This window comes from Kribbella endophytica (assembly GCF_054781295.1).
Window position 1 is genome coordinate 801,307 of record NZ_BAAGUR010000003.1, and the last position, 21,663, is coordinate 822,969.

The window sequence follows — 21,663 nt, forward strand, 5'->3', positions numbered from 1 at the left end:
CCGTGAACCACATCGTCATCACTCCGCCGGTCGGCGCTTAGCGGACCGCCGACTTCTGGGCCCGGGGATCTGACCCCGGGCTTCTTCGGGCTGTTCGCAGACGCCCTGATCTCTCGTGCGAACACCCTGGAGTGTCTGATGTTTCACCGTCTCGCGCCGTCGTCGGCGCGTGGTCTTCTGTACGTCGCAATGGCCGGAATCGCCTGGGGTACCGGCGGTGCCGCCGGTGCCTTGCTCTTTCAGCACAGCGGCCTGGACTCGACAGCGATCTCCTTCTGGCGCCTGTTCGGCGGCGCCGTGTGGCTGGCCGTGGCGTGCCGTCTGCTCGGGCGACGCGCGATCGTCCATCAATTCAGGGCGGCCCCGCTGCGCTACGTCCTGAGCGGTGTGGGTCTGGCGGTCTGCCAACTCGGGTACTTCGCCGCCATCCCCCGCGTCGGCATCGCGCTGGCGACCGTCATCTCCTTGGGCGCCGGTCCGCTGTTCATCGCTCTGGGCGCTCGCGAGCGCATCACCGGCGCGTTGCTGCTCTCCCTGGTCGGGCTGGTCTTCCTTGTCTCCGACAGTGGAGGCGGCGAGGCATCGGCCGCGGGTATCGCCTTCTCACTTCTCTCGGGAGCCGGCTACGCACTCACCACGCTGCTCAATCGCGATCAGCAAGAACCGATCACCAGCGCCTTGCTCGGTTTCACCGTCGGCGCAGTCCTCCTGCTGCCGTTGGTTCTGGCGGACGACATCACACCCGCGTCGGGCAGCTGGCCTGTGCTCGCGTACTTCGGTCTCGTACCGACCGCACTGGCGTACGCCCTCTTCTACACCGGGCTCCAAGCGATCCGCGCATCCACTGCTGCCGTCATCGCGCTGATCGAACCACTCCTGGCCGCGCTCATCGGCGTACTGGCGTTCCACGAGAGCCTCACCCCTCTCAGCCTGGTCGGCGCGGCCGTACTCCTCCTCGCGGTCGTCGTCCAAGCGCGCCGCGAACAGCTCGACTCCCCACACACAGAAGGATGATGCAAGGTGCGTATCCTCCCGCCCGGCGCCAGTCGCGACGCCGCGGTCCTGTTGCAGACCAGAGCAGTCCGGGCGTTCGGCGATGGCATCGTCAGCGTGGTGCTCGCCGGGTACCTCGCCACGCTCGGGCTCTCCGGCGCGCGCATCGGTCTGGTCATCGCAGCAACGCTGCTCGGCTCGGCCGCACTGACACTCGGCGTCGGCCTTCGCGGCCATCGAGTCGGTCGGCGCCGCCTCCTGCAACTCGTGTCGGTGGCGATGGTCCTGACCGGGCTCGGCTTCGCTGCCGCGAACGGGTTCTGGGTGCTGCTCGTGGTCGCCTTCCTCGGCACGCTGAACCCGTCCGGCGGCGACGTCAGCGTGTTCCTTCCGACCGAGCAGGCGCTGCTGCCGGGTACGGCGCCTGACTCCGAGCGCACCGCCCTGTTCGCGCGGTACACGCTGATCGGCTCGCTCGTCGCGGCGTTCGGCGCGCTGTGCGCGGGCGGGCCAGAGTGGATCGCCGCACACATCGACGTCAGCGCCGAGACCGCGCTGCGCTGGACGTTCGTCGGGTACGCCGTACTCGGCGCGACGGTCCTCGTGCGGTACCGCTCGCTGTCACCGGCGATCGAGCCCCGGGCCGACGCGCCCGCTGTCGCCCTGGGTCCGTCCCGCGGCATCGTGTACCGGCTCGCGGCACTCTTCACCCTGGACTCGTTCGGCGGCGGGTTCGTCATCACGGCCCTCGTCGTGCTGTGGTTGCAACGACGCTTCGACCTGTCGATCGCCGTCAGCGGCGCGGTGTTCTTCTGGGCCGGTGTGCTCTCGGCGTTCTCGTCGCTCGTCGCCGTCCGCATCTCCCGCCGGATCGGGCTCGTGCGGACGATGGTGTTCACCCACCTCCCGGCGAACGGCTTCCTGATCCTCGCCGCGTTCATGCCGGATGCGAGGCTGGCGGTCGCCGCGCTGCTCGCCCGCGCCGCGCTGTCGCAGATGGACGTCCCCGTGCGTACGTCGTACGTGATGGCGGTCGTCACGCCGGCCGAGCGTCCGGCCGCGGCAAGCGTGACGAATGTGCCCCGCAGCCTGGCCTCGGTGGTGCCGCCCGTCCTCGCCGGCTGGATGCTGGGTCAGTCGACCTTCGGTTGGCCGCTCGTCATCGGCGGCGCGGTGAAGATCTGCTACGACTTGCTCCTGCTACGCCAGTTCCGCGACGTCCGGCCGCCCGAGGAGCAGGTACGCGCCGCCGAGTGATCCCGCTGCGGCTACTTGACGTCCCAGCTGTGGGGGCAGACGGAGCAGCGGTGGGACTTGGGGTGGTCGGCAGGGCGGCGGCAGACGTGGTGGTCGTGGGCGCTGACGCCCTGGAGGTTCATCTCCGCCGTTGCGCCGCAGGTCTGCGCGCCTTGCGCGTGAGCGCCTGTTCCCTCTGTCACAGAAGGAATACTAGCGTTAACTCAGGGGCGTCAAAGGAGTGGACGGCGAGGCGGAACTACGGCGTGCTCGTACGGAAAGCCACGGTGGGACAGGGCATCAGCGCCCGGCGTACGTGGAAAGCCTTTGCAGTAAAGGGGTCAGCGGGAGCTGGACAGGCGGCGTCGGGTTGCACGGCGGGTGCTGCAGTGGCGGTACCAGGCGTAGGCGAGCAGCGCGCAGATGGTGCCGTTGAGGATGCCGGCGGTGATGTCGGTGACGTGGTGCATTCCTCGGTAGAGGCGGGAGAACGCGACGAGGAGCGGCATCGCGAGGCAGAGGATGACCGTGGTCCAGCGCAGCCACGGGCGTTCGATCCGTACGGCGAGGAGCGCGAACGCGACGTACAGGCCGGTCGATGCGCCGACGTGGCCGCTCGGGTAGCTGGCGGTGGGGGGTGAGGCGTCGAGTTTCTCGACCTGGGGGCGGTCGCGGTCGACGACCTTGGCGGCGATCAGGAAGATCAGGCCCTGCATGGCGATCGCGACGGGCGCGACGAAGGCCAGGCGCAGGTCGCGGGTCCGCCACAGGAGCAGGGACGCGACGACGATGCAGACCGCGATGACGCCGATGGTGTTGCCGATCTGCGACCAGATCGCGGTGATCGTGTCCCACGTGCCGGTGCGGTCGCCCGCGATGTCCTTGTTGACCGATTCCTCGGCGTGGGAGATGCCGTCGAGCGGTCCTTTCAGTGCGAGTCCGAGGCCGATGATCAGGCCACCGAGTGCTACGCCGGGTGCGACGGTCCTGGTGAGGAGGTCGACGCCGTCCTGCCGATGAATCCGATCCATGAAGCGAACATAATGCCCAGACCGAGTACGTGCCCGGCGAGGATGTCGGACGGGAAGTGCGCACCGATGAAAAGCCGGTCCAGACCGACGATCACCGGTACGACGATCGCGAGTCCGACGGCGATGCGGCGCTGGCTCGCGGACAGCAGCGGCCAGAGCAGGAACACCATTACGCCGGCCGCCAGCGTGATGTTCAGCGTGTGGCCGGACGGGAACGAGTAGCCGTGCGCGTGCGGCACCGAGTCGTCGACGACCGGCCGGGCGCGCTGTGCAATCGGCTTGGCGATACCGCCGATCGCCCAGCCGACCATCATCGTGACGAACGCCCACAGCGCGCGTCCCTTGAGCTGCTTGGACCGCCAGGTCCAGACCACGACACCGGTCGCCACGGCGTACACGAAGATCGGCAGACTGATCACCTGCAGCACGGTCAACGCCGGCACCAGCCCGTGCCGGATGCTGAACCCCGTCGCTTCACGGATCGCCGCCTGGTCGGCCCGGATCAGCGGATCGAACTGCTGCCGCACCGCCAGCCCGAGCAGCACCACCGGCAGCGCGAACACCAGCATCGCCAGGACCCCACGAAGCAACGGCCGTCGCCGAGTCCGGACGATCGACACCGCACCTGCCCACCGCGTGCTCATGAACGCCCTGTACCCATCGAGCCCGACTTCGCCCCCGGCACAGGTCTGCCGCGTCCTCGGGAGCGACGGGCTGGGTCAGTCCGCGGGCCTGATCAGCGGCGCGTCGCGGGAGAACTCGCGGAACCCGAGGCCGTAGTACAGCCCGCGCGCCCTGGGATGCCCCGGCGCACCGAGGCAGACGACCGTCGCGTGAGTCGCCCCGGCCGTCCGCGCGCGCTGCATCGCGTGGAGCATCATCGCGTTGGCCAGCCCAAGCCGCCGGTACTCCGGATGCGTGCCGACCGGCTCGAACTCGACGGTGCGGTTCGCCTCGTCGAACCACATGATCGTCGAGCACGCCATCCGCCCGTCCGGCGCCTCGACCAGCACGTGCAGGTCACCGCGGTACGCCGCCGTCTGGCGGACTCCTTCGTAGCTTCGGAGCGTGTACGCCGAGGGCGCCCAGGCGTCGACGTGAGCCTGGACCGCAGCCTCCGGCCCGACCTCGTCGGCGGTCCGGAACCGGAACCCCTCCGGCAGCACCGGCTCGTCGATGTCGGCGAGGTCCCGCTGGTTGAGCTGGGTCCAGTCGCCGGTGTCACCGAGCGCCTCCAGGTCGGGCTTGTAGCCGTACGCTGCCCAGCGCTCCAGCGCGAACTCCTCGGCGGTCGTCGGACACGCCGTACGCTCCAGGCCGCTCGCCACACCGTCGTACCAGCCGATCACTTCGTCGACGAGTTCGAGGTGATCGGGGTGGACCTGGTAGCTCAGCGAGGCGCCGGTGACGTCCCTGACCGACCCGTCGCTGCGCCGGACCTGACGCGGCAGGAAGGCCCAGCCCCACGCCACCAACTCGTCCCCGGAGACCCACAGCCGACGCCGCCAACTCGCACCGTCCGCCGCGTGCCCCTTCCCCCAGATCCACGCCAGCTCGCCGTACGACGCCCCAGCACTGATCAACTCCGGCCGCGCAGCGGTAACCCGCTGCGCCAGCCCCTGCATGAGCGGAATGTCAGCAGCCGTCACCAAGTCCGTCATGCCCCGCACTGTCGCAGCCCACCGCACCCTCGTCGAATCGTTTTCTGAGCATCTACGGGTAGCGAGAGCGTGACGTAGAGTAGTCAGATATGGGAGCTGGGGTCACCGTGAAGAGCAAAGCGCTGCCGGTCCTCGTCGCCGTGCTTCTGATCGGCGCGATCGGCTGGGCCACCTGGGACCGAACCCATTGGGACCGGGTCCGCGACGGGCAAGCGTTCGGCGAGGACGCTTCAGGCACGCACCTCGGCATGACGGCGGTTCGGCAAGGCGATGAGATCTGGTACCTCGCGCCCGCGCTCACCAACGTCGACGGGGGTCGCCTGACGTTGGAGTCAGCGACGCCGGTCGACGTCTCGGCCGGGATCGAGGCGATCGACGCGGCGGTTTACCGGAAGGACGACTATCCCCAGGGGCCTCCGCTGTCCTGGGGTGCCGATGGTGCTTCGTCTCCTGCCCGACGAGTCTCACGGCCGCTGCACGGCTACCCGTTGGCGGAAGGTCAGGCGATGGACGACCTGATCTACCTCCACGTGCGGGTCACGACTGCCCAGCGGCCGGTGCAGTTCACCGGGGTCGCCGTCGAGTACCGCCAGAGCGGAAGGCGGTTCCGGCAGGTCATACCGGTCAAGTTCAGCGTGGAGAACCCCGGCGCGTACTAGCCGGGGTCGGTGACGTCGAGGATGTAGTGCTGGGCGGGAGTCAGGCGGGCGTACGTCTCGGGGCGGATGTAAGCCTGCTGGTCCAGTTGTTGGGGGAGGTGGCGGTGGGCGAAGTACGAGTGCATGGCTCGGCGGGGGTGGTGGGTGTGGTTCTGGGTGCCGCCGTGCCAGAGGTGGCTGTTGAAGATGACGACCGTGCCGGCCTTGGCGGTGAGTTGGATCTGGTCGGGGTGGGTGGCGGCGGGGTCGGGCATTTCGTCGGCGGGCATGGTGCCTCGGCGGTGAGAGCCCGGTACGACGCGGGTGGCGCCGTTCTCGGGGGTGAAGTCGTCGAGGAGCCAGATCGAGTTGCAGACCTCGTACTCGCCGGGCGCGACTGGGTGGCCGAAGTCGGCGTGCAGGGACTGGTGGCCCTGGCCGGGGAGGGCGGCGCGGCTGTTGAGGGACGAGAGCCTGAACTCGGCGCCGAGGACGTGCCGCATCGCGGCGAGAACGCGCGGATGACTGAAACAGACCTCGAACATGGGATCCTTGTTGATCAGGTCGGCGAGACGGTCGGCGCCTTGTTCCTGGTGGACCTCGAGTCCGGCCTGTTCGCCTTCCGCGGCGGTGAGTTCGGCCATCCGCTGGTTGAAGGCGTACACCTCGTCGGGGGTGAGAACGTCTTCCAGGGGAAGGAATCCGTCGCGGTCGAGCTGGTCCAACTCGTTCTGGGTGAGTTCGCTGCCGGTCACGCCGAGGTCGCGCAGCGCGGTCGCCATGTCCATCAGGTGCTCCTTGTCCGGTGGGGAAAACGATTCCAGCATCGAGCCAACTAGGCTGGCGGATCAAGACGGTTTCAGGGTGGGAAGGTTGGGTCGCAGTGGTGATGGGTACGGGGGCCGGATGCTCGTAGCAAAGCGGTACAGGCTCGGTCCGTCGATCGGGCGTGGGGGCATGGGCGAGGTGTTCCGTGCCGTCGACGAGGTGCTGGAACGGCCGGTCGCGGTCAAGCTGCTGCTGCCGACCGATCGTGATTCGAGTGCTTCCGAACGATTCCAGCGCGAGGCGCGCGCGGCCGCGCGGCTGAGTGATCCGCACGTGGTGTCGGTGTACGACTTCGGCCAGCACGGCGACGGGTTCTTCCTCGTGATGGAACTGGTCGAGGGCCGGGACGTCTCACGCGAGCTCGAGGACGACGGGCCGCTGCCGAAGGACCGGGCGACCGACATCGTCGAGCAGGCCGCGCAGGGCCTCGCCGCCGCGCACCGGGTGGATGTCGTCCATCGCGACGTGAAGCCGGGCAACCTGCTCGTGGGCGCGGACGGGATCGTCAAGGTCGCCGACTTCGGGATCGCTTCTGTTCCCGGGCAGGGCGCGACCACGCTGACGGCGACCGGGCAGATCATCGGTAGTTCGCGGTACCTCGCGCCGGAGCGGGCGCGGGGCGGGCGGGCTGGTCAGCCGTCGGACGTGTACGCGCTGGGGTGTGTGCTGTATCAGTTGGTGACCGGGCAGCCGCCGTTCACTGCGGACAACCCGACCGCGATCTTGTACCAGCACGTCGACACTGACCCGGTGCCGCCGAGTGCGGAGCGGCCGGAGCTGGCGGGCGCGTTCGAGCAGGTGCTGCTGCGGATGCTGGCGAAGGACCCGGCCGAGCGGCCGACGGCTGCGGAGATTGCGGCGGGGGCGTTGCGGGCTCGGGCTGTCGGTGGGGACTGGCGGGGGCTTGCGGCGGGGGCTGCTGGAGCCGCCGGAGCAGGTGCTGGGCCGGATGCGCCGACAGTCGCCGCTGTGGGGGTTCCCGCTGGGGCAACCGGAGACGGCACGACACTTGGCCCGGGGCTGACCAGCGAAGGAGACCCGACGGGCGTCGTACCGCCGGGTGGGCCGGCGTCCGGTACGCCGGGCGGAGCCGGCCCTGCCAAGTCGCGCACGAAGGTGATGCTGATCGCCGCAACCGGCGTACTGGCTGCTGCCGCGGCTGCGATCACCGGCATCGTGCTGTACGGCAACGAGCCGGACCAGCCGCCCACGACGGACCTCCGTCCGAACGTCACGCCCAGTACGCCGGGCTCAGGCACCGGTACGACGGACCCGAGTACGACGAACGACCCCACTCGGACCGGTCCGACGGGTCCGGCGACGTCTGGCCAACCCACGCAGACACCGTCGAACAGCCCGACCCCGACCACCACTCCGTCCGACACGCCGACACCCACGACGTCGCCGACCGTGCAGCCCAGCACGACGCCCAGCAGCCCGACCCAACCCACCCAGACGCCGAGCAACACTCCGTCGAGCACGCCGCCGCCGGACACCCCGCCGCCAAGCACTCCGGCCAACCCACCCACCACCCCGGACGAGCGCAACAGCGCCACACCCCAGTCGGACTGAATCCCGCACCACAGCCAACCTCAGCGGGTGCTTCACCACTCTTTCGTCGTAACGACGACGAACGGAGACTCCCCATGAAGCACACCCTGAGGTCGATCGGCGCGCTGCTCGCCGTACTGGCCGGCGCAGCGCTGCTCGGCACCACGGCCGCCGGCGCCGCATCAGCGGGCAACCCCTGGCACGGCGTCTCCGGTGACAGCGTGCAAGCCGGTCACCCGTGGCACGGCGTCTCGGACGGCTTCCACGACAGCGTGCTCGCCGGTCACCCCTGGTCCAACTGATCGTCGAGGTTGAGTGTTTCTCCTCATGTGCGGACCGCCCGTCGGCCCGAGGATCTTGGCATGACGAAACCAGTTCAGCCCTCCCAGACGGGGGCGTTCTACGCGCAGGCGGTGGCATCCTTCGGGATCTCGGTGACAGCGATGGCGATCGGGCTGGTCTACCTGCCCGCGCAGCCTTGGGTGCGGGGGTTCCTCGCCCTCGGACTCCTGTACGTCGTGACGTCGACGGTCGTGCTGTGCAAGGTGGTGCGCGACCGGCAGGAGCTGGCCGGCGTCACCAACCGCGTCGATCAAGCCCGCTTGGACAAACTCCTGAGCGAGCACGACCCGTTCAAGGTGGAGGTCTGACCGCAGACCGTTGGAAGGGCTGCCGAGCCGGGGTTAACGTGGGCGGGTGCTGGGGGCGCTTCATCTACTCGGGCGAGTGACAGGGGCGGGACGACATGGGCACGATCACGACCACCGACGGCACGGAGATCTTCTACAAGGACTGGGGTAGCGGGCAGCCGATCGTGTTCAGTCACGGTTGGCCGTTGTCGAGCGACGACTGGGACGCGCAGATGCTGTTCTTCCTGCAGCAGGGGTACCGCGTCGTCGCGCACGACCGGCGTGGGCACGGGCGGTCGACGCAGACCGGTGACGGGCACGACATGGACCACTACGCCGACGATCTCAAGGCCGTCGTCGATCATCTGGACCTGCAGGACGCGATCCACATCGGGCACTCGACCGGCGGCGGCGAAGTCGTTCACTACCTCGGTCGTCACGGCGACGGGCGGGCGTCGAAGGCGGCGATCCTGTGCGCCGTACCGCCGTTGATGGTGAAGACCGACGAGAACCCGGAAGGCCTGCCGAAGGAGGTCTTCGACGACCTGCAGAACCAGCTCGCGGCGAGCCGGGCGCAGTTCTACCGCGCGCTGCCCGAGGGACCGTTCTACGGCTACAACCGGCCCGGCGCGACGGCGTCCGAAGCGGTCATCGCGAACTGGTGGCGGCAGGGAATGATGGGCGGCGCGAAGGCGCACTACGACGGGATCGTCGCGTTCTCGCAGACCGACTTCACCGAGGACCTGAAGAAGATCAGCATCCCGGTCCTGGTCATGCACAGCGAGGACGACCAGATCGTCCCGTACGTCGCTTCCGGCCCGAAGTCCGCCGAGCTCCTGGCCAACGGCACGCTGAAGACCTACACGGACTTCCCGCACGGCATGCCGACCACGCACGCCGACGTGATCAATGCCGACCTGCTGGAGTTCCTGAAGGCCTAGCGGGGATCGACGTAGACCCAGTCGCCGTTCTCGCGGGTGAAGTAGCTGTTCTCCTGCTGCGCGCCGCCGGCGTACGACGCGCGGAACTCGACCGTTCCTTCACTGTGGAAGGCAGTGCCGGCCGTCGTACCGAGAATCTCGAGGCCGGTCCAGTCGGTGGCCTCGAGCTCGAGGGACGGCGGCCGGGTCTTCACCGACCAGGTGCGCAGCAGGTAGGCGACGTCGCCGACGACGAACGCGGAGTAGCGCGAACGCATCAGCTGCTCCGCGGTCGCGGCGGTCTTCTCACCTCGGTGGAGCAGCCCGCAACAGGACTCGTACGTCGTACTCGAGCCGCACGGGCAGAAGACCGCCGGACGTCGTTTCGCCATGCCGACGATTGTCGCCTACGGCGTCAGCGCTGGGTCGGGTCGATGTGGTTGGTGGCGTTGTCGACGTGGCCCTGGGCGGTTTCGGTCGCCTGGTCGGCGTAGCCCTGGGCTGCTTCGGTGGCCTGGTCGACGGGGACGTCCACACCGGTGGCTTCGGTGAACTGGTCCGCGGCACCTTGCGCGTTGTCGACGTGACCCTGCGCCTGATCGGCCAGGCCGTCGACGTGGCCCTGGGCCTGATCGGTGACCCCTTGGGCCTGGTCGGTGACCCCTTCGGCGGCTCCGCCGAGGTGGTCGGTGACGCCGCTGACGTCGATGCCGGTGGCCTCGGTGACCTTGTCACCGGCGCCCTGCAGCATCTCGGTCGCCTTGTCCTTGAACTTGTCGAAAATGCTCATCGCGAAATCCTTCGGTCTCAGGGTTGGGGACGAGCTATGAACTCATCAACCTACAGACCGCGTTCAACTGAGCGCTCAACGTCGTCAGTCGTCGGCCGGCGGCGTCCCGTCGTCGTGCAGGACCTCGCGGTCGGCCAGGCCGGAGTCCTCGACCGTGCCGTCGTGCTCGAGCGCCTCGTTGATCTCGGAGTCGGTGACCTTGTGGGTCTTCTCGAAGCGGGTCGGGGTCAGGTTCTCGTAACGGTTGCTGGGATTCGTCATCGGCACATCCCTCCTAAGGCATTGAACACCTCCGGTACCCGCTGGCACACCACCTCGCGATCAGCCCTTGGGTGGCGACCGTTCGCGATATATCGTCGAACTATCGCAACCTCTGGGCAAGCAACCTCTGGGCGAGAGAGACGGTGGTCGGAGATGGGTGGATCGGCGTACGCGGCGGGTTGGCCGTTCGGGCGCGGGCAGTTCGGGCAGGGACAGTTCGGCCGCGGCTGTTCGTCGTTCGAGGAGATCAAGGAAGAGCTGCTGGCCGCGATGACCGGCCGGCAGCGGCACGGCGGCGGGCACCACCAGGCCTTCGGTGGCATGTGGGGCCCGATGTTCGGCGGACCGCCGTGGGCCGGCGGGCCGGGTCCGCGCGGCTGGCGGCAGTCGAAGGCGCGGCGCGGCGACGTACGGGCCGCGATCCTCGCCGTACTGGCCGAGGAATCGATGAACGGCTACCAGATCATCCAGGTCGTGGCCGAACGCAGTGGCGGGGCCTGGAAACCCAGCCCTGGTTCGATTTACCCGACCCTGCAGCAGCTCGAGGACGAGGGCCTGGTGACGGCCGACGCGGCGACCGGGCGGCGCACGTTCTCACTGACCGACGAGGGACGCGCGTACGTCGCGGAGCACGCCGACGAGGTGTCGGCACCGTGGGAGGCGATGAGCGCCGGCGCGGACGACGACGAGAACGGGCTGAAGCCGTTGCTCGGCCAGGTCGGCGGGGCGTTGTGGCAGGTGCTCGCGACCGGGACTCCGGAGCAGCAGGCCAAGGCGCGCAAGGCGTTGATCGAGTTGCGGCGCACGCTGTACGGGATTCTCGGCGACGACGAGCAGGACCGATGATGATGTCCTCCCTTGAACAGCACGGCCCGGAACGGATCGGGCCCGAGCGAGTCGGGCCGGATCACGTTGGCTCGCTGAGGATCGGTGACGCCGAACGCGACCAGGCCGTCGCGGCACTGGGCGATCATTTCGTCGCGGGACGCCTGACGCAGGACGAGTTCGAGGAGCGCAGCGGGCGGGCGACCAAGGCCCGGTACGACGACGAGCTCGCGCCACTGTTCGCTGACCTGCCGGACCAGACCGCGGTGGTACAGGTCGCCGGGCGGCAGCCCGCGTGGGCCGCCGGTCGCGGCAGGCCGCCGTCCTGGGTGGCGCAGGGCCGCCCGCCGGCGTTCCTGTTCGTCCTGCCGTTCCTGATGGTCGGCCTCGTCATCGCGAGCATCTCGTTCGCGGCGCCGTGGGTGCTGTGGGTGTTCTTCTGGATCGCCTTGTTCGGCGGCCCGATGCAGCACCGCCGGCACCGCCACACCCAGCGCCGCTGATCAGGTCCGGCGGTCGCCGTACGGCACACGATGTCGTACGGCGAGCGTCGGCACGATGCGCGGGATGCGACCGAAGGTCGCTAGGCTCCCGCCCGTGAGTACTCGTGAAGAGCGTCCGAAGCCGCGCCGCCGGGGACGTGGGTTCCTGATCTTTCTGGTGATCGTGCTGATCATCCTGGTGATCGGCGACCGGGCCGCGGAGTCGGTGGCCGAGAAGCGGCTGGCGACCGAGGCGGTCAACGAGGCGGCGCAGTACGACGTGACCGCGGCGAGCACGAAGGCGGAGGTCGGCGGGTTCGGCTTCCTGCCGCAGCTCGTGAAGGGCGAGTTCTCCGAGATCACCGTGACGATGGACCAGCCGAGCGTCTCGAAGGTGTCGGCCGAGGAGCTCACGATGGTGATGAAGGGGATCCAGATCCCCCGCGAGCTGCTCACCGGCGACACGAGTGCGACGGTGACGGTGAGCCGGGCCGACGTCCACCTGAAGATGTCGCCGGCCGCGTTGACCAAGCTGACGTCGGCCGCGAGCGGGATCGAGGGGCTGAACCTGTCGGCGGTCGGCGAGAAGCTGCAGGCGAAGCTCACCGTGCGCGGGTTCGACGCGACCGCGACCGTGCGGCCCGAGGTGCGCAACGGGCGGATCGGGTTGATCGTCGAGAACCTGCCGGACGGGGTGCCGTCGCAGGTTCGGACGGTGATCACCGCGCTGCTCGCGCGCGGGGTGCGGATCCCGGATCTGCCGTTCGGGGCGCGGGTGACCGGGGCTGATGTTCAGGGTCAGTCGTTGCTGGTCACCGCTACGGCGACTGATGTGAAGCTCTCGGGCTCCTAACGCGCTGGAGCCCCTACGGGCGCAGTACGAGCTTGCCTGTCGTACGGCGTGCCAGCAGGTCCTCGTGAGCACGCCGCGCCTCGGCCAGCGGGGACTCGGCGCCCACTAGCGGGCTCAGCCGACCTGTCGCCGCCAGGCCCATCAGCTCGAGCAGCGGCTCCCTGTACGCCGCAGCGTCGGCGATCGCCGGTACGAGCCAGAAGCCGGCGACTGCCAGGTTCCTGTCGGACAGCTCGGCTGGGTCGACCAGTGGACGCCCGGCACGAGCAGCTGTGCCGTAGCTGACCAGCCGGCCGAACCCGCCGAGCGCCTGCAGCGCTGCGGTGAACGTCGGCCCACCTGTCGAGTCGAGCACGATGTCGACGGGCCGACCGTCGTTGGCGGTCCGCACTCGGTCGGCGTACCCCTCGGGCTCGCTGTCGACGGCTACGTCCGCTCCTAGCTTCAACGCCAGCTCACGCTTCGCCGGAGTCGACGCGACGGCGATCACTCGACCCGCCCCGAAGTGCTGGGCCAGCTGGATCGCCAGCGTGCCCACTCCACCAGCAGCGGCGTTGACGACGACGGACTCCCCCGGACTCATCCGGGCGCTGCTACGCAGCAGGTGCCAGGCCGTCAGCCCCTGGACGAGCAGCGCGAGCGCCGGGCCGTCGCCGAGCTCGGCTGGTACGTCGACCGCCCGGTCTGCCGGTACGGCGACGTACTCGGCGTATCCGCCGCCTGCGAAGACCGGTGCGAGTACGCGCCGGCCGTCCGGCGTACGACCGACCACCTCGACGCCGGGGACTAGCGGGAGCTTCGCTCCGCCCTTGTAGGAGCCGTCGGCGCGATGGGTGTCGGCGAAGTTGACGCCGGCGGCGCTCACCTCGACCAGCACCTCGCCGGGCCCTGCGGCTGGTGTCGGCAGCTCCGTGGGGACAAGGACTTCGGGACCGCCGAACCTGGTGACCTGGATCGCTCGCATGCCTTCACGCTAGGCGGGTTGCGCGACGAGCAGCGGAGATCCCACTTGGTGGACGCCTACAGGTTGTTGCTTGAGGCAACCGAATTGAGGCGGCGGAGGACGAGCAGGCCGCCGATGGCGGGGATCAGGGCCAGGAGCTTGGTGTTCGTGGTGGCCTGCGCCGAGCGGGCGGTGAGGATGATGACGAGCAGGTAGCAGCAACCGTGGATCGGGCCGATGAGGGAGGACACCTCGGGCCGGTGGACGGTGAAGAGGTTGGTGAAGAGGATCACCAGGGAGACGACCTCGGCAGTCGCGGCCGCTCGGAGCGGGTTCATGGTCAGACTCCTGTCGTCGAGCCGGGGCGGGTGATCATCAGGATGGTGACGGTGGCCCAGAGCAGGTTGAACAGGCCGGCGTGCATCGCCAAGCGGGCGGGAGTTTTCTCGTCGGGGGTCGTGGTCAGAACGCGTTCCTGGCCGGGGAGCACGAGCAGGACGAGTACGGCGGCGGCGATGGCGGTGAGGGTGATCGAGATGATCAGCCAGGGGTCGCCGAGCACGTCGAGGCTCTGAGCGGTCGCCAGGCCGAACGCCGGTACGACGATGCCGACGACGGCGTAGACCCGGCAGATCTTGTGCAGGGTGCGGAGCTCACTCAGTTCACGTTCGGCGTGTACGGCGAGCGCGGCATTCACCGCTCGATCCATCGCCGCGGGTGGAACTGCAGACGTCGGGTCAGAAGCAGAAGCAGATGGCTCGGCGACCGCGAGCAGGCGGCGGGTGGCCGCGGGGAAGCGGCTGGCGGCTACTGCCACGGGGCCGATGGCGAGGATCGCCGCGATGACGTGGATCGAGAGCAGCAGCTTGGTCACGGGTGGACGGTAGCGGCGATCACCGTCGGTGAGGAACTGGCTGGACAGCCAGAGAGCAACGGATTCTGGCCAGCCTGCTCAAGAGGCGATTTGTCGACACCAGGCGTTGGCTGGAATCAGTGAGGCAACTACGATCCAGCCATGCACACCGTGGCCGTGCTCGCTCTCGACGACGTGATCCCGTTCGATCTGGCGACGCCGATCGAGGTGTTCAGCTGGGCGCGGCTGCCCGACGGGCGCCCGGCGTACGAGGTGAAGGTCTGCGGCGCGACGCCCTCGGTGAGCGCCGGCGTGTTCGCGCTGCAACCGCCGTACGGGCTGGATGCGCTCGCCGACGCGGACACGATCGTCCTGCCGGGCTGCCGCGACCTCGATCGCGCGATCCCCGCGCCGGTGGTCGACGCGCTCCGCGCGGCGGCGGCGCAGGGGACGCGGATCGCGTCGATCTGCGTCGGCGCGTTCGTGCTCGCCGCGACGGGGTTGCTCGACGGGCAACGCGCGACGACGCACTGGTTCGCCGCCGATCTGCTCTCCGAGCGCTACCCGGCGATCGAGGTCGACCCGAACGTCCTGTACGTCGACAACGGCCAGTTCCTCACGTCAGCCGGCGCGGCCGCGGGGCTGGACCTCTGCCTGCACGTCGTACGCCGGGACTACGGCTCCGCAGTCGCCGCCGACGCGGCCCGTACGGCGGTGATGCCGCTGGAACGGGAAGGCGGTCAGGCGCAGTTCATCGTGCACGACCAGCCGCCGACTCCCCGCGGCTCCGAGTTCGAACCGCTGCTGCGCTGGATGGAGGAGCACTGCGCGCGGGATCTCAGCCTGGACGAGATCGCCGCGCAGGCCCGTATGAGCACCCGCACCCTGAACCGCCGCTTCCGCGAACAGACCGGGACCACTCCCCTGCAATGGCTGCTGCGCACGAGGATCCGCCGCGCGCAGTCGCTGCTCGAGGCGACCAGCCAGCCGGTCGACCGCATCGCCGGCCGCGTCGGCTTCGGCTCCCCCACCGCCTTCCGCGAACGCTTCAAGCGTGTCGTCGGCACCAATCCCCACGCCTACCGAGCGGCATTCCGCCAGTCCGACGCGACCCCCCGGCCAACCGATGCGGCAGTACGCCGTACCGGCGCCGGTTCGCCAACGCCCGCTCTGGGTACCGCGAGACCATGAACGACACGCGTTTGATCGAAACCGCTCAGTTGCTGCGTCGTGCGCTCACGCCCGGCGATCTCGACCACACGCTGAGCCAGATCACGCACGCGGCGGTCGAGATGATCCCCGGGGTCGAGTACGCGAGCATCACCGTGCTGCACAGCGACGGCACGCTCGGGACCAGCGCCCCGACCGACCAGCGGCTGCTGCCGCTCGATGCCGCCCAGTACGAGTTCCGCGAAGGGCCTTGCTACTACGCGGCCGTCGACGCCGTGCACGTCATCTCCCCCGACCTCGCCCGCGACAGCCGCTTCCCGCGCTACGCCACGGTCGCCGTGGCCGCGGGAATCAAGTCGCAGGCGGGCCTCAGACTCTTCGACGCCCCCAAGTCCCAAGGCGCGCTCAACCTGTACGCCACCGAGGTCGGCGCCTTCGAGGACTTCGCGACGGTCAGCGCCCTGTTCACCCACCAGGCCGCGACCGCGATCGCCTACGCCCAGGAGATCGACGACCTCCAGCAGGCCATCCACACCCGCGGCACCATCGGCCAGGCCGTCGGCATCGTGATGGAGCGCTACCAACTGAACGACGAACGCGCCTTCGCCTTCCTCACGCGCCTCTCCCAGGACCACAACATCAAACTCCGCCGCGTCTCCGAAGAACTCGTCAAAGAACTCGACCAACGCACCGGCAGCTAAAACCCCACCGCCGAACGAATCTCACCGGCTAGTACGCCGGCCTGCGCGGTCCCGCACCAGATCCTCACCACGTGATCCACCAGCACCGGCTCGTCGATCCGCAGCTTTCCGGCCACCACCGCGAACCACCGGTGGTGGTCCTCGAACCGGCACGAGTCCAGCGCCAGCCGAACCGCCGTACCGGTACGTCCGGCACGCGCTGCCAGCAGCTCCGGATCGGCGTGAACCGGTGCGAAGAGCTCCGGCTCCGGTGCATCGCCGGGCAGGAAGACCACCGGCATCCGCGCGTCGCCTTTCCGGACCGCATCCCGCTGGTCGCCATCCAGTACGACGCACATCCGCAGGCGATCCGATGCCTGGAAGGCTCGGCCCAGCTTCTTCGCCTCTCCTTCTCCCCCGGCCGCGATCACCTCGGTCCGGGCCGCGACGTCCGGCGCGAAGCTCGCCAGCACCTCCCGTACGACGGCCGCGGCCACGGCGTCCTCCACGACGACCACCGCGGAGATCCCCACCTCGTGCCCGAGCAGGCTCAGCGCCTCGGTCGGCGAGTCCGGCGTCAGCACTCGCGCGCCGTCGGCGCCTGGAACGAGTAGACGGATCGTCGCCGGTGGGGCTTCGCGGATGATCGTGGTCGAGTGCGTGGCGATGATCGTCTGCAGCCCGTTCGCCAGCGTCAGGCGCGCCAGCTCGTGGTAGAGCGCGGCCTGACCGGGTGGGGAGAGGAACGCCTCGGGCTCATCCACCAGCATCACCGCCGGAGCAGGTGTCACGCGGAACGCCCAAAGGATCCAGTGCACCCAGAGCTCACCGCTGCTCATCGTCGCGTTGCCGATCGTCCGCCCATCGACCTCCGCCTCGAAGATCGGCACCGGTGACCTGCCGGGGTTGAACTCCCGCCACTCGAACGACTCGTACAACCTGCCGAGGATCGCTCGCAGGGTCTTCAGCTCGGCGGCCGTCAGTGAACCGCCGGGGCCTAAGCGCTCCCTGTCCGCCGGCAGGTACGGCAGCTCCTGGAAGTGCGTGGAGTAGTCCCAGAAGGCTGACGCCGGATCCAGGTACCGGCTGGCCATCAGGTCCGCGGTGTCGTCGGACATCGACGACAGATCCGACGGTCGCTGAACAGTTGCACCGTCGGCTGCGTGGAGGTGGATCAGGTAGCGCCCGTCCATCATGCCGTCGTGCTCGTAGCTGCTCCGGCGGAACGGCGGCCCGAGCGGTGTCGCGTTCTGCTTCGGCAGGATCTCGTTCAGGATCCGGAGCAGGTAGGACTTGCCGGCGCCGTGGACTCCGGTCACGAGCGTGAGGCGGTCCAGGGCAATCTCCTGGGCCGCGAGCACCGGGGAGTCGATCACCGTGATCCGGTCGACGCGGTCGACCTCTTGCCGTTCCAACTGGTCGAGGATCTTCGCGCGCTGGTTCACCGGAAGAGACTGACGGCAAGCTCGGCGTACGGCAACCCGGGCCCGGCGCTGTGGCGCCGGGCCCGGGGTTCACGAAGGATCTACTGGCCCGCGATGGTGAACTGTGAGCCTGGTTCGATCAGGACGTTGCCGTCTCGGGAGTTGGTGATGGTGGTGTTGGTCAGGGTGGCGTTTCCTCGGACGCCGCCCATGGCGAGGATTCCGGAGCCGTTGTTGGACTTGTCGATCCGGACGTTGGTGATGGCGACGTTCGCCAGCAGGCCGCCGCCGGTCTTGAACTGGATGCCGTCGTAGGTGGAGTCGAGGATCTCGGTGTCGCGGATGGTGACGCCGGGGATCGGGAGGTTCTGCGGGAACAGCGTGATCGCGCCGAACTCCTGGTCCTCGTTCCAGAACACGCCGCCGCAGCGGTAGAGACCGTTGTTGGCGATCAACGTCTGACCCGAGAACGGCAGCGGGTCGTGGTCGGTGGCCAGCATGATGCCCGGGTAGTTCATCGTGTCGTAGATCAGGTTGTTCTCGATCTTGTTGTCGTACCCGCCGTAGATCGCGATGCCGTTGGCGCGCCAGGGCAGCTGGACGGTGTTGTTGGTGAACGAGTTGGTGTGACCGATGTCGACCGACGTGTCCTTGACGTACTTGTTCGCCCAGACCGCGAGCGCGTCGTCGCCGGTGGTGCGGAACGACGAGTTGAACACCTTCGAGTTCCGGGTGCCGTTGCTGAAGTTGATCCCGTCGGCGTAGGTGTTCCGGATCCGCATGCCGCTGAACTCGAGCCCGTCAGCCGGGCCCCACAGCTCCTGGATGTTGTCGTAGTCGCGACCGACCCAGACCCCGACGTTGGCGTGCTCGATCCACACGTTGGTGATCTTGGTCCCGACACCGAACCGGCCGTTCAGACCGACGCCACCCTCGGCGTTGCCGTCACCGCCGCGAATCCGGCCCGACCCGAAGATCGCGATGTCCGAGATCTGCGTGTTCTTGTCGATGTCGAACCCGAAGTTGCCCTCGTGCGGGTGGTTGATGCCGCCCGCGTTCTGCGGCTCGATCGTCGAGTACAGCTGCGAGTGCCACATCCCGGCGCCGCGGATGGTGACGTTGCTGATCCCGACCTGGTTGTACTGACCCCGGTTCAGCGGGTCGTCGGTGAGGATCTTCTTCTCCTGCCGCCACTGGCCGGCCGGGATCCAGACGCAAGAGATCACGCCGTTCTGGTCGTCGGTGACGGCCCGCTGGATCGCGTCGGCGTCGTCGATCCCGTCGTTCGCGATCGCGCCGTACTGCGTGATCGAGGTACAGCCCGCGGGCTGGCTCGCGGCCGGAGCGACCTGCTCGAGGTCGATCGTGTCGATGATGTAGAACGACGCGCTGTCGCCGGCGTCGCGCTGCAGCTTGAACTTCGTTCCCGCCGGGTACGACGTACCGAGCAGCGCGCTCGACTCGTCGAACAGCCGGCGGGCGTCACCACCCGGCGTGTTCGTGAGCCCCTCGGGCTGGTCGGTGGCGCCGTACAGCCAGCTGTGCCGCGACGACAGCGTCAGCTTGCGGCTGAACGTGCCGTTCACGTACAGGCTGATCGTTGCCTCAAGCCCCTGTCCGTTGGCGGAGTCCGGGATCGAGTTGCGGACCACGATCGAGTTCGACTGGTTGGTCGAGGTGAACTCGACGAACTGGCCCTGGGTGTTCAGCCGCACCGAGCTGCGCCCCGACGACTCGGTCGCGAAGTTCGTGTGACCGAAGGTCCGCAGCGAGTCGGCGACGAGCAGCTGTCCGGTGTAGCTCGCCGCTTCCGCCTCGTACGACGTGTACGGTACGGCGGCGCCGCGGCCGACCACGATCGCCCGGGCGAACGCGTTGTTCGTCTCGTTGGTCTCGGCAACGACTCCGGTCGCGTCGGCCGTGGCGGTGATCGTTGCCCCGCCGTTGGTCGCCGTCCAGGTGCCGCTGATCGCGACGTTGCTGGTGGCACCGGCCGCAACCGCAGCCGTTGTGCCGTTGAGCGTCGTACCGCCGACGACCACACGAGTCACCGAAGCAGCGGAGGCCGACGTCCCACGGTTGTTGACGGCAACGGTAAAGCTGACCGCCTGACCGACCGCGGGGTTGGCCGGGTTGGTCGTCACGCCGGTGACCAAGAGGTCCGGGCCGGGCGCCTGCGCAATCACCAGTTGCGTCGGAGCCGTGAAGGCGTTGTTGTCGTTGTTCTGCTCGACGACCGTGTTGGTCGGGTCGACGACCGCGCCGACGGCGTACGAGCCCTGTGCTCGGGTGCCGGCGTTGAAGGTGACCGTGGTCGAGGCTCCGGCGGCGAGTGCACCGACCGGGGAGCTGCCGACGACCGTGCCGCCGAGGGTGAAGTTGACCGTGGTCGCGGGGGCCGCGGCCGAGCCGATGTTCTGCACCGTGCCGGACAGCGTGATCGGGCTGGTCTCACTCGGTGAGGCCGGCGTCCAGGACAGCGCGTTGACGACGAGGTCCGGGTTCGGAGCCGCCGTACCGATCACCTGGAGCTCGGCGACCTGGCCGCCGGGTGCGCCGGTGTTGCTGAAGAACTGCAGTCGCAGGTCGGCGATCCGGCCGCTGACCGGGATCTCGACGGTGTTCTGCGCGGACGGGTTGAAGACGCGGTCCGCACGGCCGGCCAGCGAGGTGAAGGCAGTCGCGTTCTGCTCGCGGCCGAGCACCTCGAAGTTCTGCGTGCGTGCGCCCCAGGCCTGGTCCGGGTTGAGCTTGACGACGACCGAGCTGACGTCGGCGTTCGAGCCGAGCTTGACGGTCAGCGTGGCCGGGAAGCCGTTGGACTCCCAGTACGTCGCCAGGTTGTTGTCGTTGGCGTTGGCCGCGACGAAGCTGTGGATCGTCGACGAGGCCTCGATCGGCTTTCCGGTGGCGAGGTTCGTGCCGCCGCCCTGGCCGGCCCGCCGGACCCGGTTGCTGTCACCGGACTCGTTGCCTGCGGCATCCTTCGCGTGGACGTAGTACTCGACCGTCGCGGAGGACGGCTGGTTGTCGGTGTAGGTGAGGACGTTGCCCGCGACCGTGGTGACGGCGGTGTTGTTGCGGTAGACGACGTACCCGGTGACCCCGACGTTGTCCGTCGCGGCCGACCAGGCGAGCCGGATCTGGCCGCTCGCGGGCTCGGTCAGGCTCAGGTTGCCGGGCGCGGTCGGCGCCTGGGTGTCGCCGCCGGTGTCCGGCCCGTGCACCTCGAACTCGGACAGCTGACCGGCCGGCCAGCCCGTGTTCGCGGTGATGTTCAGCCGGACGTACCGGACGCTGGTCGCCGGGAAGGTGATCGTCACGGTGTTCGCATTGGCAGGCGCGAAGCTGTAGCCGGTGCTGGTGACGATGTCGCTGTACGACGTGCCGTTGGTGCTGCCCTGGACGGACAGCGTCTGGGTGCGCGCACCCCAGGACGCCGGGAGCTTGAGCACGACCCGGTCGACGCTCTTGGTCGCGCCGAGATCGGCCCGCAGCCACTGCGGGAACTGGCTGTTGTTGCTCTCCCAGTACGAGTTCTGGTTGCCGTCGCCGGTGTTGCTCGCCGGGTACTCCCCCAGTTGGCTGCTCGCGGACAGGGTCTTCGGGAGCACAGCCGCGGGGGCGGCGGCTGCGTTCGGGGCGGTCTGGGCGGTCGGGGCAGTGACGGTCGCGGAGGCGATGGCCGGTGTGGCACCGGCGAGGATCAGGGCTGCGGAGAGCAGACCGCTGATCAGCCGCCTGCGGGGCTGGCTCCGTTTCATGGACGTCCTCAGGTCTGGGCGGGGAACTGCAGTCTGAGCTACGTAACTTGCGCTGTGTTGCTAACTTCTTGCGCCGTAGTAGCCAAAGCTTGCAGGCGCCGTGCCTGTTCGTCAACGGTTCGTAACTCGTT

25 protein-coding genes are annotated in these 21,663 nt (G+C 68.8%); 12 read left to right on the plus strand and 13 right to left on the minus strand.

The window, feature by feature from the left end; genetic code table 11:
• The first annotated feature begins 138 nt into the window (after positions 1-138).
• A complete protein-coding gene (locus tag ACYVIO_RS30135; RefSeq protein WP_460654296.1) occupies positions 139-1,014 on the plus strand; it encodes a DMT family transporter in 876 nt (291 codons plus the stop codon).
• A gap of 6 nt (positions 1,015-1,020) precedes the next feature.
• Positions 1,021-2,250, plus strand: a complete 1,230-nt coding sequence (locus ACYVIO_RS30140) for an MFS transporter (protein ID WP_460654297.1) — start codon at positions 1,021-1,023, stop codon at positions 2,248-2,250.
• Positions 2,251-2,261: 11 nt separating this feature from the next.
• Here ACYVIO_RS30140 and ACYVIO_RS30145 read toward each other — a convergent pair whose 3' ends face one another.
• The 4 genes from ACYVIO_RS30145 to ACYVIO_RS30160 form a co-directional block, all read right to left on the minus strand.
• Complete coding sequence (locus ACYVIO_RS30145) at positions 2,262-2,432, minus strand: hypothetical protein (protein ID WP_460654298.1); 171 nt, start codon at positions 2,430-2,432, stop codon at positions 2,262-2,264.
• 138 nt (positions 2,433-2,570) lie between these two features.
• A complete protein-coding gene (locus ACYVIO_RS30150) occupies positions 2,571-3,260 on the minus strand; it encodes a phosphatase PAP2 family protein (RefSeq protein WP_460654299.1) in 690 nt (229 codons plus the stop codon).
• Complete coding sequence (locus ACYVIO_RS30155; RefSeq protein WP_460654300.1) at positions 3,197-3,880, minus strand: phosphatase PAP2 family protein; 684 nt, start codon at positions 3,878-3,880, stop codon at positions 3,197-3,199. Before ACYVIO_RS30155 ends, ACYVIO_RS30150 begins: the two co-directional genes overlap by 64 nt.
• A 99-nt stretch (positions 3,881-3,979) precedes the next feature.
• Positions 3,980-4,921, minus strand: a complete 942-nt coding sequence (locus ACYVIO_RS30160) for a GNAT family N-acetyltransferase (protein ID WP_460654301.1) — start codon at positions 4,919-4,921, stop codon at positions 3,980-3,982.
• A gap of 89 nt (positions 4,922-5,010) precedes the next feature.
• Between ACYVIO_RS30160 and ACYVIO_RS30165 the strand changes: the two genes are divergently transcribed.
• Positions 5,011-5,580, plus strand: coding sequence for a hypothetical protein (locus tag ACYVIO_RS30165; RefSeq protein ID WP_460654302.1), 570 nt, complete (start codon positions 5,011-5,013; stop codon positions 5,578-5,580).
• Here ACYVIO_RS30165 and ACYVIO_RS30170 read toward each other — a convergent pair.
• Entirely contained in the window at positions 5,577-6,347 is a 771-nt protein-coding gene (locus tag ACYVIO_RS30170) for a phytanoyl-CoA dioxygenase family protein (protein WP_460654303.1), read from the minus strand. The genes ACYVIO_RS30165 and ACYVIO_RS30170 overlap by 4 nt on opposite strands.
• A gap of 118 nt (positions 6,348-6,465) precedes the next feature.
• Between ACYVIO_RS30170 and ACYVIO_RS30175 the strand changes: the two genes are divergently transcribed.
• The 4 genes from ACYVIO_RS30175 (at position 6,466) to ACYVIO_RS30190 (ending at position 9,508) form a co-directional block, all read left to right on the plus strand.
• A complete protein-coding gene (locus ACYVIO_RS30175) occupies positions 6,466-7,959 on the plus strand; it encodes a serine/threonine-protein kinase (protein WP_460654304.1) in 1,494 nt (497 codons plus the stop codon).
• A 74-nt stretch (positions 7,960-8,033) separates the two neighbouring features.
• On the plus strand, positions 8,034-8,240 hold the full coding sequence (locus tag ACYVIO_RS30180; protein ID WP_460654305.1) for a hypothetical protein: 207 nt from the start codon (positions 8,034-8,036) through the stop codon (positions 8,238-8,240).
• A 60-nt stretch (positions 8,241-8,300) separates the two neighbouring features.
• Positions 8,301-8,588, plus strand: coding sequence for a YiaA/YiaB family inner membrane protein (locus ACYVIO_RS30185; RefSeq protein ID WP_460654306.1), 288 nt, complete (start codon positions 8,301-8,303; stop codon positions 8,586-8,588).
• Positions 8,589-8,683: 95 nt separating this feature from the next.
• Entirely contained in the window at positions 8,684-9,508 is an 825-nt protein-coding gene (locus ACYVIO_RS30190) for an alpha/beta fold hydrolase (protein ID WP_460654307.1), read from the plus strand.
• Here the strand turns inward: ACYVIO_RS30190 and ACYVIO_RS30195 are convergent.
• From ACYVIO_RS30195 to ACYVIO_RS30205, 3 genes are all read right to left on the minus strand, one after another.
• Positions 9,505-9,879 (minus strand): YchJ family protein, encoded by a 375-nt coding sequence (locus ACYVIO_RS30195; protein WP_460654308.1) that lies wholly within the window; start codon positions 9,877-9,879, stop codon positions 9,505-9,507. The genes ACYVIO_RS30190 and ACYVIO_RS30195 overlap by 4 nt on opposite strands.
• Before the next feature lie 23 nt (positions 9,880-9,902).
• A complete protein-coding gene (locus ACYVIO_RS30200; RefSeq protein ID WP_460654309.1) occupies positions 9,903-10,277 on the minus strand; it encodes a hypothetical protein in 375 nt (124 codons plus the stop codon).
• An 84-nt stretch (positions 10,278-10,361) separates the two neighbouring features.
• A complete protein-coding gene (locus tag ACYVIO_RS30205; protein ID WP_460654310.1) occupies positions 10,362-10,538 on the minus strand; it encodes a hypothetical protein in 177 nt (58 codons plus the stop codon).
• A 153-nt stretch (positions 10,539-10,691) separates the two neighbouring features.
• Here ACYVIO_RS30205 and ACYVIO_RS30210 point away from each other — a divergent pair, with 153 nt between their 5' ends.
• The 3 genes from ACYVIO_RS30210 to ACYVIO_RS30220 all read left to right on the plus strand — a co-directional run bounded on the left by ACYVIO_RS30210 (position 10,692) and on the right by ACYVIO_RS30220 (position 12,698).
• Positions 10,692-11,384 (plus strand): PadR family transcriptional regulator, encoded by a 693-nt coding sequence (locus ACYVIO_RS30210; protein WP_460654311.1) that lies wholly within the window; start codon positions 10,692-10,694, stop codon positions 11,382-11,384.
• Between the two features lie 2 nt (positions 11,385-11,386).
• On the plus strand, positions 11,387-11,866 hold the full coding sequence (locus tag ACYVIO_RS30215; protein WP_460654312.1) for a DUF1707 SHOCT-like domain-containing protein: 480 nt from the start codon (positions 11,387-11,389) through the stop codon (positions 11,864-11,866).
• 94 nt (positions 11,867-11,960) lie between these two features.
• Positions 11,961-12,698 (plus strand): LmeA family phospholipid-binding protein, encoded by a 738-nt coding sequence (locus ACYVIO_RS30220; RefSeq protein ID WP_460654313.1) that lies wholly within the window; start codon positions 11,961-11,963, stop codon positions 12,696-12,698.
• A 13-nt stretch (positions 12,699-12,711) separates the two neighbouring features.
• On the opposite strand, the gene ACYVIO_RS30225 is transcribed toward ACYVIO_RS30220, so the two are convergent.
• From ACYVIO_RS30225 to ACYVIO_RS30235, 3 genes are read right to left on the minus strand one after another with little or no spacing between them, the layout of a single operon-like run.
• On the minus strand, positions 12,712-13,662 hold the full coding sequence (locus ACYVIO_RS30225) for a quinone oxidoreductase family protein (RefSeq protein WP_460654314.1): 951 nt from the start codon (positions 13,660-13,662) through the stop codon (positions 12,712-12,714).
• 56 nt (positions 13,663-13,718) lie between these two features.
• Positions 13,719-13,979 (minus strand): DUF3817 domain-containing protein, encoded by a 261-nt coding sequence (locus ACYVIO_RS30230; protein WP_460654315.1) that lies wholly within the window; start codon positions 13,977-13,979, stop codon positions 13,719-13,721.
• 2 nt (positions 13,980-13,981) lie between these two features.
• Entirely contained in the window at positions 13,982-14,515 is a 534-nt protein-coding gene (locus ACYVIO_RS30235) for a hypothetical protein (RefSeq protein WP_460654316.1), read from the minus strand.
• A 141-nt stretch (positions 14,516-14,656) separates the two neighbouring features.
• Between ACYVIO_RS30235 and ACYVIO_RS30240 the strand changes: the two genes are divergently transcribed.
• Both ACYVIO_RS30240 and ACYVIO_RS30245 read left to right on the plus strand, forming a co-directional pair.
• Positions 14,657-15,685 (plus strand): GlxA family transcriptional regulator, encoded by a 1,029-nt coding sequence (locus ACYVIO_RS30240; protein ID WP_460654317.1) that lies wholly within the window; start codon positions 14,657-14,659, stop codon positions 15,683-15,685.
• On the plus strand, positions 15,682-16,365 hold the full coding sequence (locus tag ACYVIO_RS30245; RefSeq protein WP_460654318.1) for a GAF and ANTAR domain-containing protein: 684 nt from the start codon (positions 15,682-15,684) through the stop codon (positions 16,363-16,365). Before ACYVIO_RS30240 ends, ACYVIO_RS30245 begins: the two co-directional genes overlap by 4 nt.
• On the opposite strand, the gene ACYVIO_RS30250 is transcribed toward ACYVIO_RS30245, so the two are convergent.
• Together ACYVIO_RS30250 and ACYVIO_RS30255 are read right to left on the minus strand one after the other, a co-directional pair.
• Positions 16,362-17,789: an AAA family ATPase gene (locus ACYVIO_RS30250; RefSeq protein ID WP_460654319.1), complete on the minus strand. Its 1,428-nt coding sequence runs from the start codon at positions 17,787-17,789 to the stop codon at positions 16,362-16,364. The genes ACYVIO_RS30245 and ACYVIO_RS30250 overlap by 4 nt on opposite strands.
• Before the next feature lie 80 nt (positions 17,790-17,869).
• Complete coding sequence (locus ACYVIO_RS30255; RefSeq protein WP_460654320.1) at positions 17,870-21,532, minus strand: CARDB domain-containing protein; 3,663 nt, start codon at positions 21,530-21,532, stop codon at positions 17,870-17,872.
• Positions 21,533-21,663 lie beyond the last annotated feature (131 nt).

Bases quoted from the DNA above. Each gene is read 5' to 3' on its own strand.
- ACYVIO_RS30135 (WP_460654296.1), top strand. From the start codon at position 139: ATGTTTCACCGTCTCGCGCCGTCGTCGGCGCGTGGTCTTCTGTACGTC.
- ACYVIO_RS30150 (WP_460654299.1), bottom strand. From the start codon at position 3,260: ATGGATCGGATTCATCGGCAGGACGGCGTCGACCTCCTCACCAGGACC.
- ACYVIO_RS30160 (WP_460654301.1), bottom strand. From the start codon at position 4,921: ATGACGGACTTGGTGACGGCTGCTGACATTCCGCTCATGCAGGGGCTG.
- ACYVIO_RS30165 (WP_460654302.1), top strand. From the start codon at position 5,011: ATGGGAGCTGGGGTCACCGTGAAGAGCAAAGCGCTGCCGGTCCTCGTC.
- ACYVIO_RS30170 (WP_460654303.1), bottom strand. From the start codon at position 6,347: ATGGACATGGCGACCGCGCTGCGCGACCTCGGCGTGACCGGCAGCGAA.
- ACYVIO_RS30175 (WP_460654304.1), top strand. From the start codon at position 6,466: ATGCTCGTAGCAAAGCGGTACAGGCTCGGTCCGTCGATCGGGCGTGGG.
- ACYVIO_RS30180 (WP_460654305.1), top strand. From the start codon at position 8,034: ATGAAGCACACCCTGAGGTCGATCGGCGCGCTGCTCGCCGTACTGGCC.
- ACYVIO_RS30185 (WP_460654306.1), top strand. From the start codon at position 8,301: ATGACGAAACCAGTTCAGCCCTCCCAGACGGGGGCGTTCTACGCGCAG.
- ACYVIO_RS30190 (WP_460654307.1), top strand. From the start codon at position 8,684: ATGGGCACGATCACGACCACCGACGGCACGGAGATCTTCTACAAGGAC.
- ACYVIO_RS30195 (WP_460654308.1), bottom strand. From the start codon at position 9,879: ATGGCGAAACGACGTCCGGCGGTCTTCTGCCCGTGCGGCTCGAGTACG.
- ACYVIO_RS30200 (WP_460654309.1), bottom strand. From the start codon at position 10,277: ATGAGCATTTTCGACAAGTTCAAGGACAAGGCGACCGAGATGCTGCAG.
- ACYVIO_RS30205 (WP_460654310.1), bottom strand. From the start codon at position 10,538: ATGACGAATCCCAGCAACCGTTACGAGAACCTGACCCCGACCCGCTTC.
- ACYVIO_RS30210 (WP_460654311.1), top strand. From the start codon at position 10,692: ATGGGTGGATCGGCGTACGCGGCGGGTTGGCCGTTCGGGCGCGGGCAG.
- ACYVIO_RS30215 (WP_460654312.1), top strand. From the start codon at position 11,387: ATGTCCTCCCTTGAACAGCACGGCCCGGAACGGATCGGGCCCGAGCGA.
- ACYVIO_RS30225 (WP_460654314.1), bottom strand. From the start codon at position 13,662: ATGCGAGCGATCCAGGTCACCAGGTTCGGCGGTCCCGAAGTCCTTGTC.
- ACYVIO_RS30230 (WP_460654315.1), bottom strand. From the start codon at position 13,979: ATGAACCCGCTCCGAGCGGCCGCGACTGCCGAGGTCGTCTCCCTGGTG.
- ACYVIO_RS30240 (WP_460654317.1), top strand. From the start codon at position 14,657: ATGCACACCGTGGCCGTGCTCGCTCTCGACGACGTGATCCCGTTCGAT.
- ACYVIO_RS30245 (WP_460654318.1), top strand. From the start codon at position 15,682: ATGAACGACACGCGTTTGATCGAAACCGCTCAGTTGCTGCGTCGTGCG.
- ACYVIO_RS30255 (WP_460654320.1), bottom strand. From the start codon at position 21,532: ATGAAACGGAGCCAGCCCCGCAGGCGGCTGATCAGCGGTCTGCTCTCC.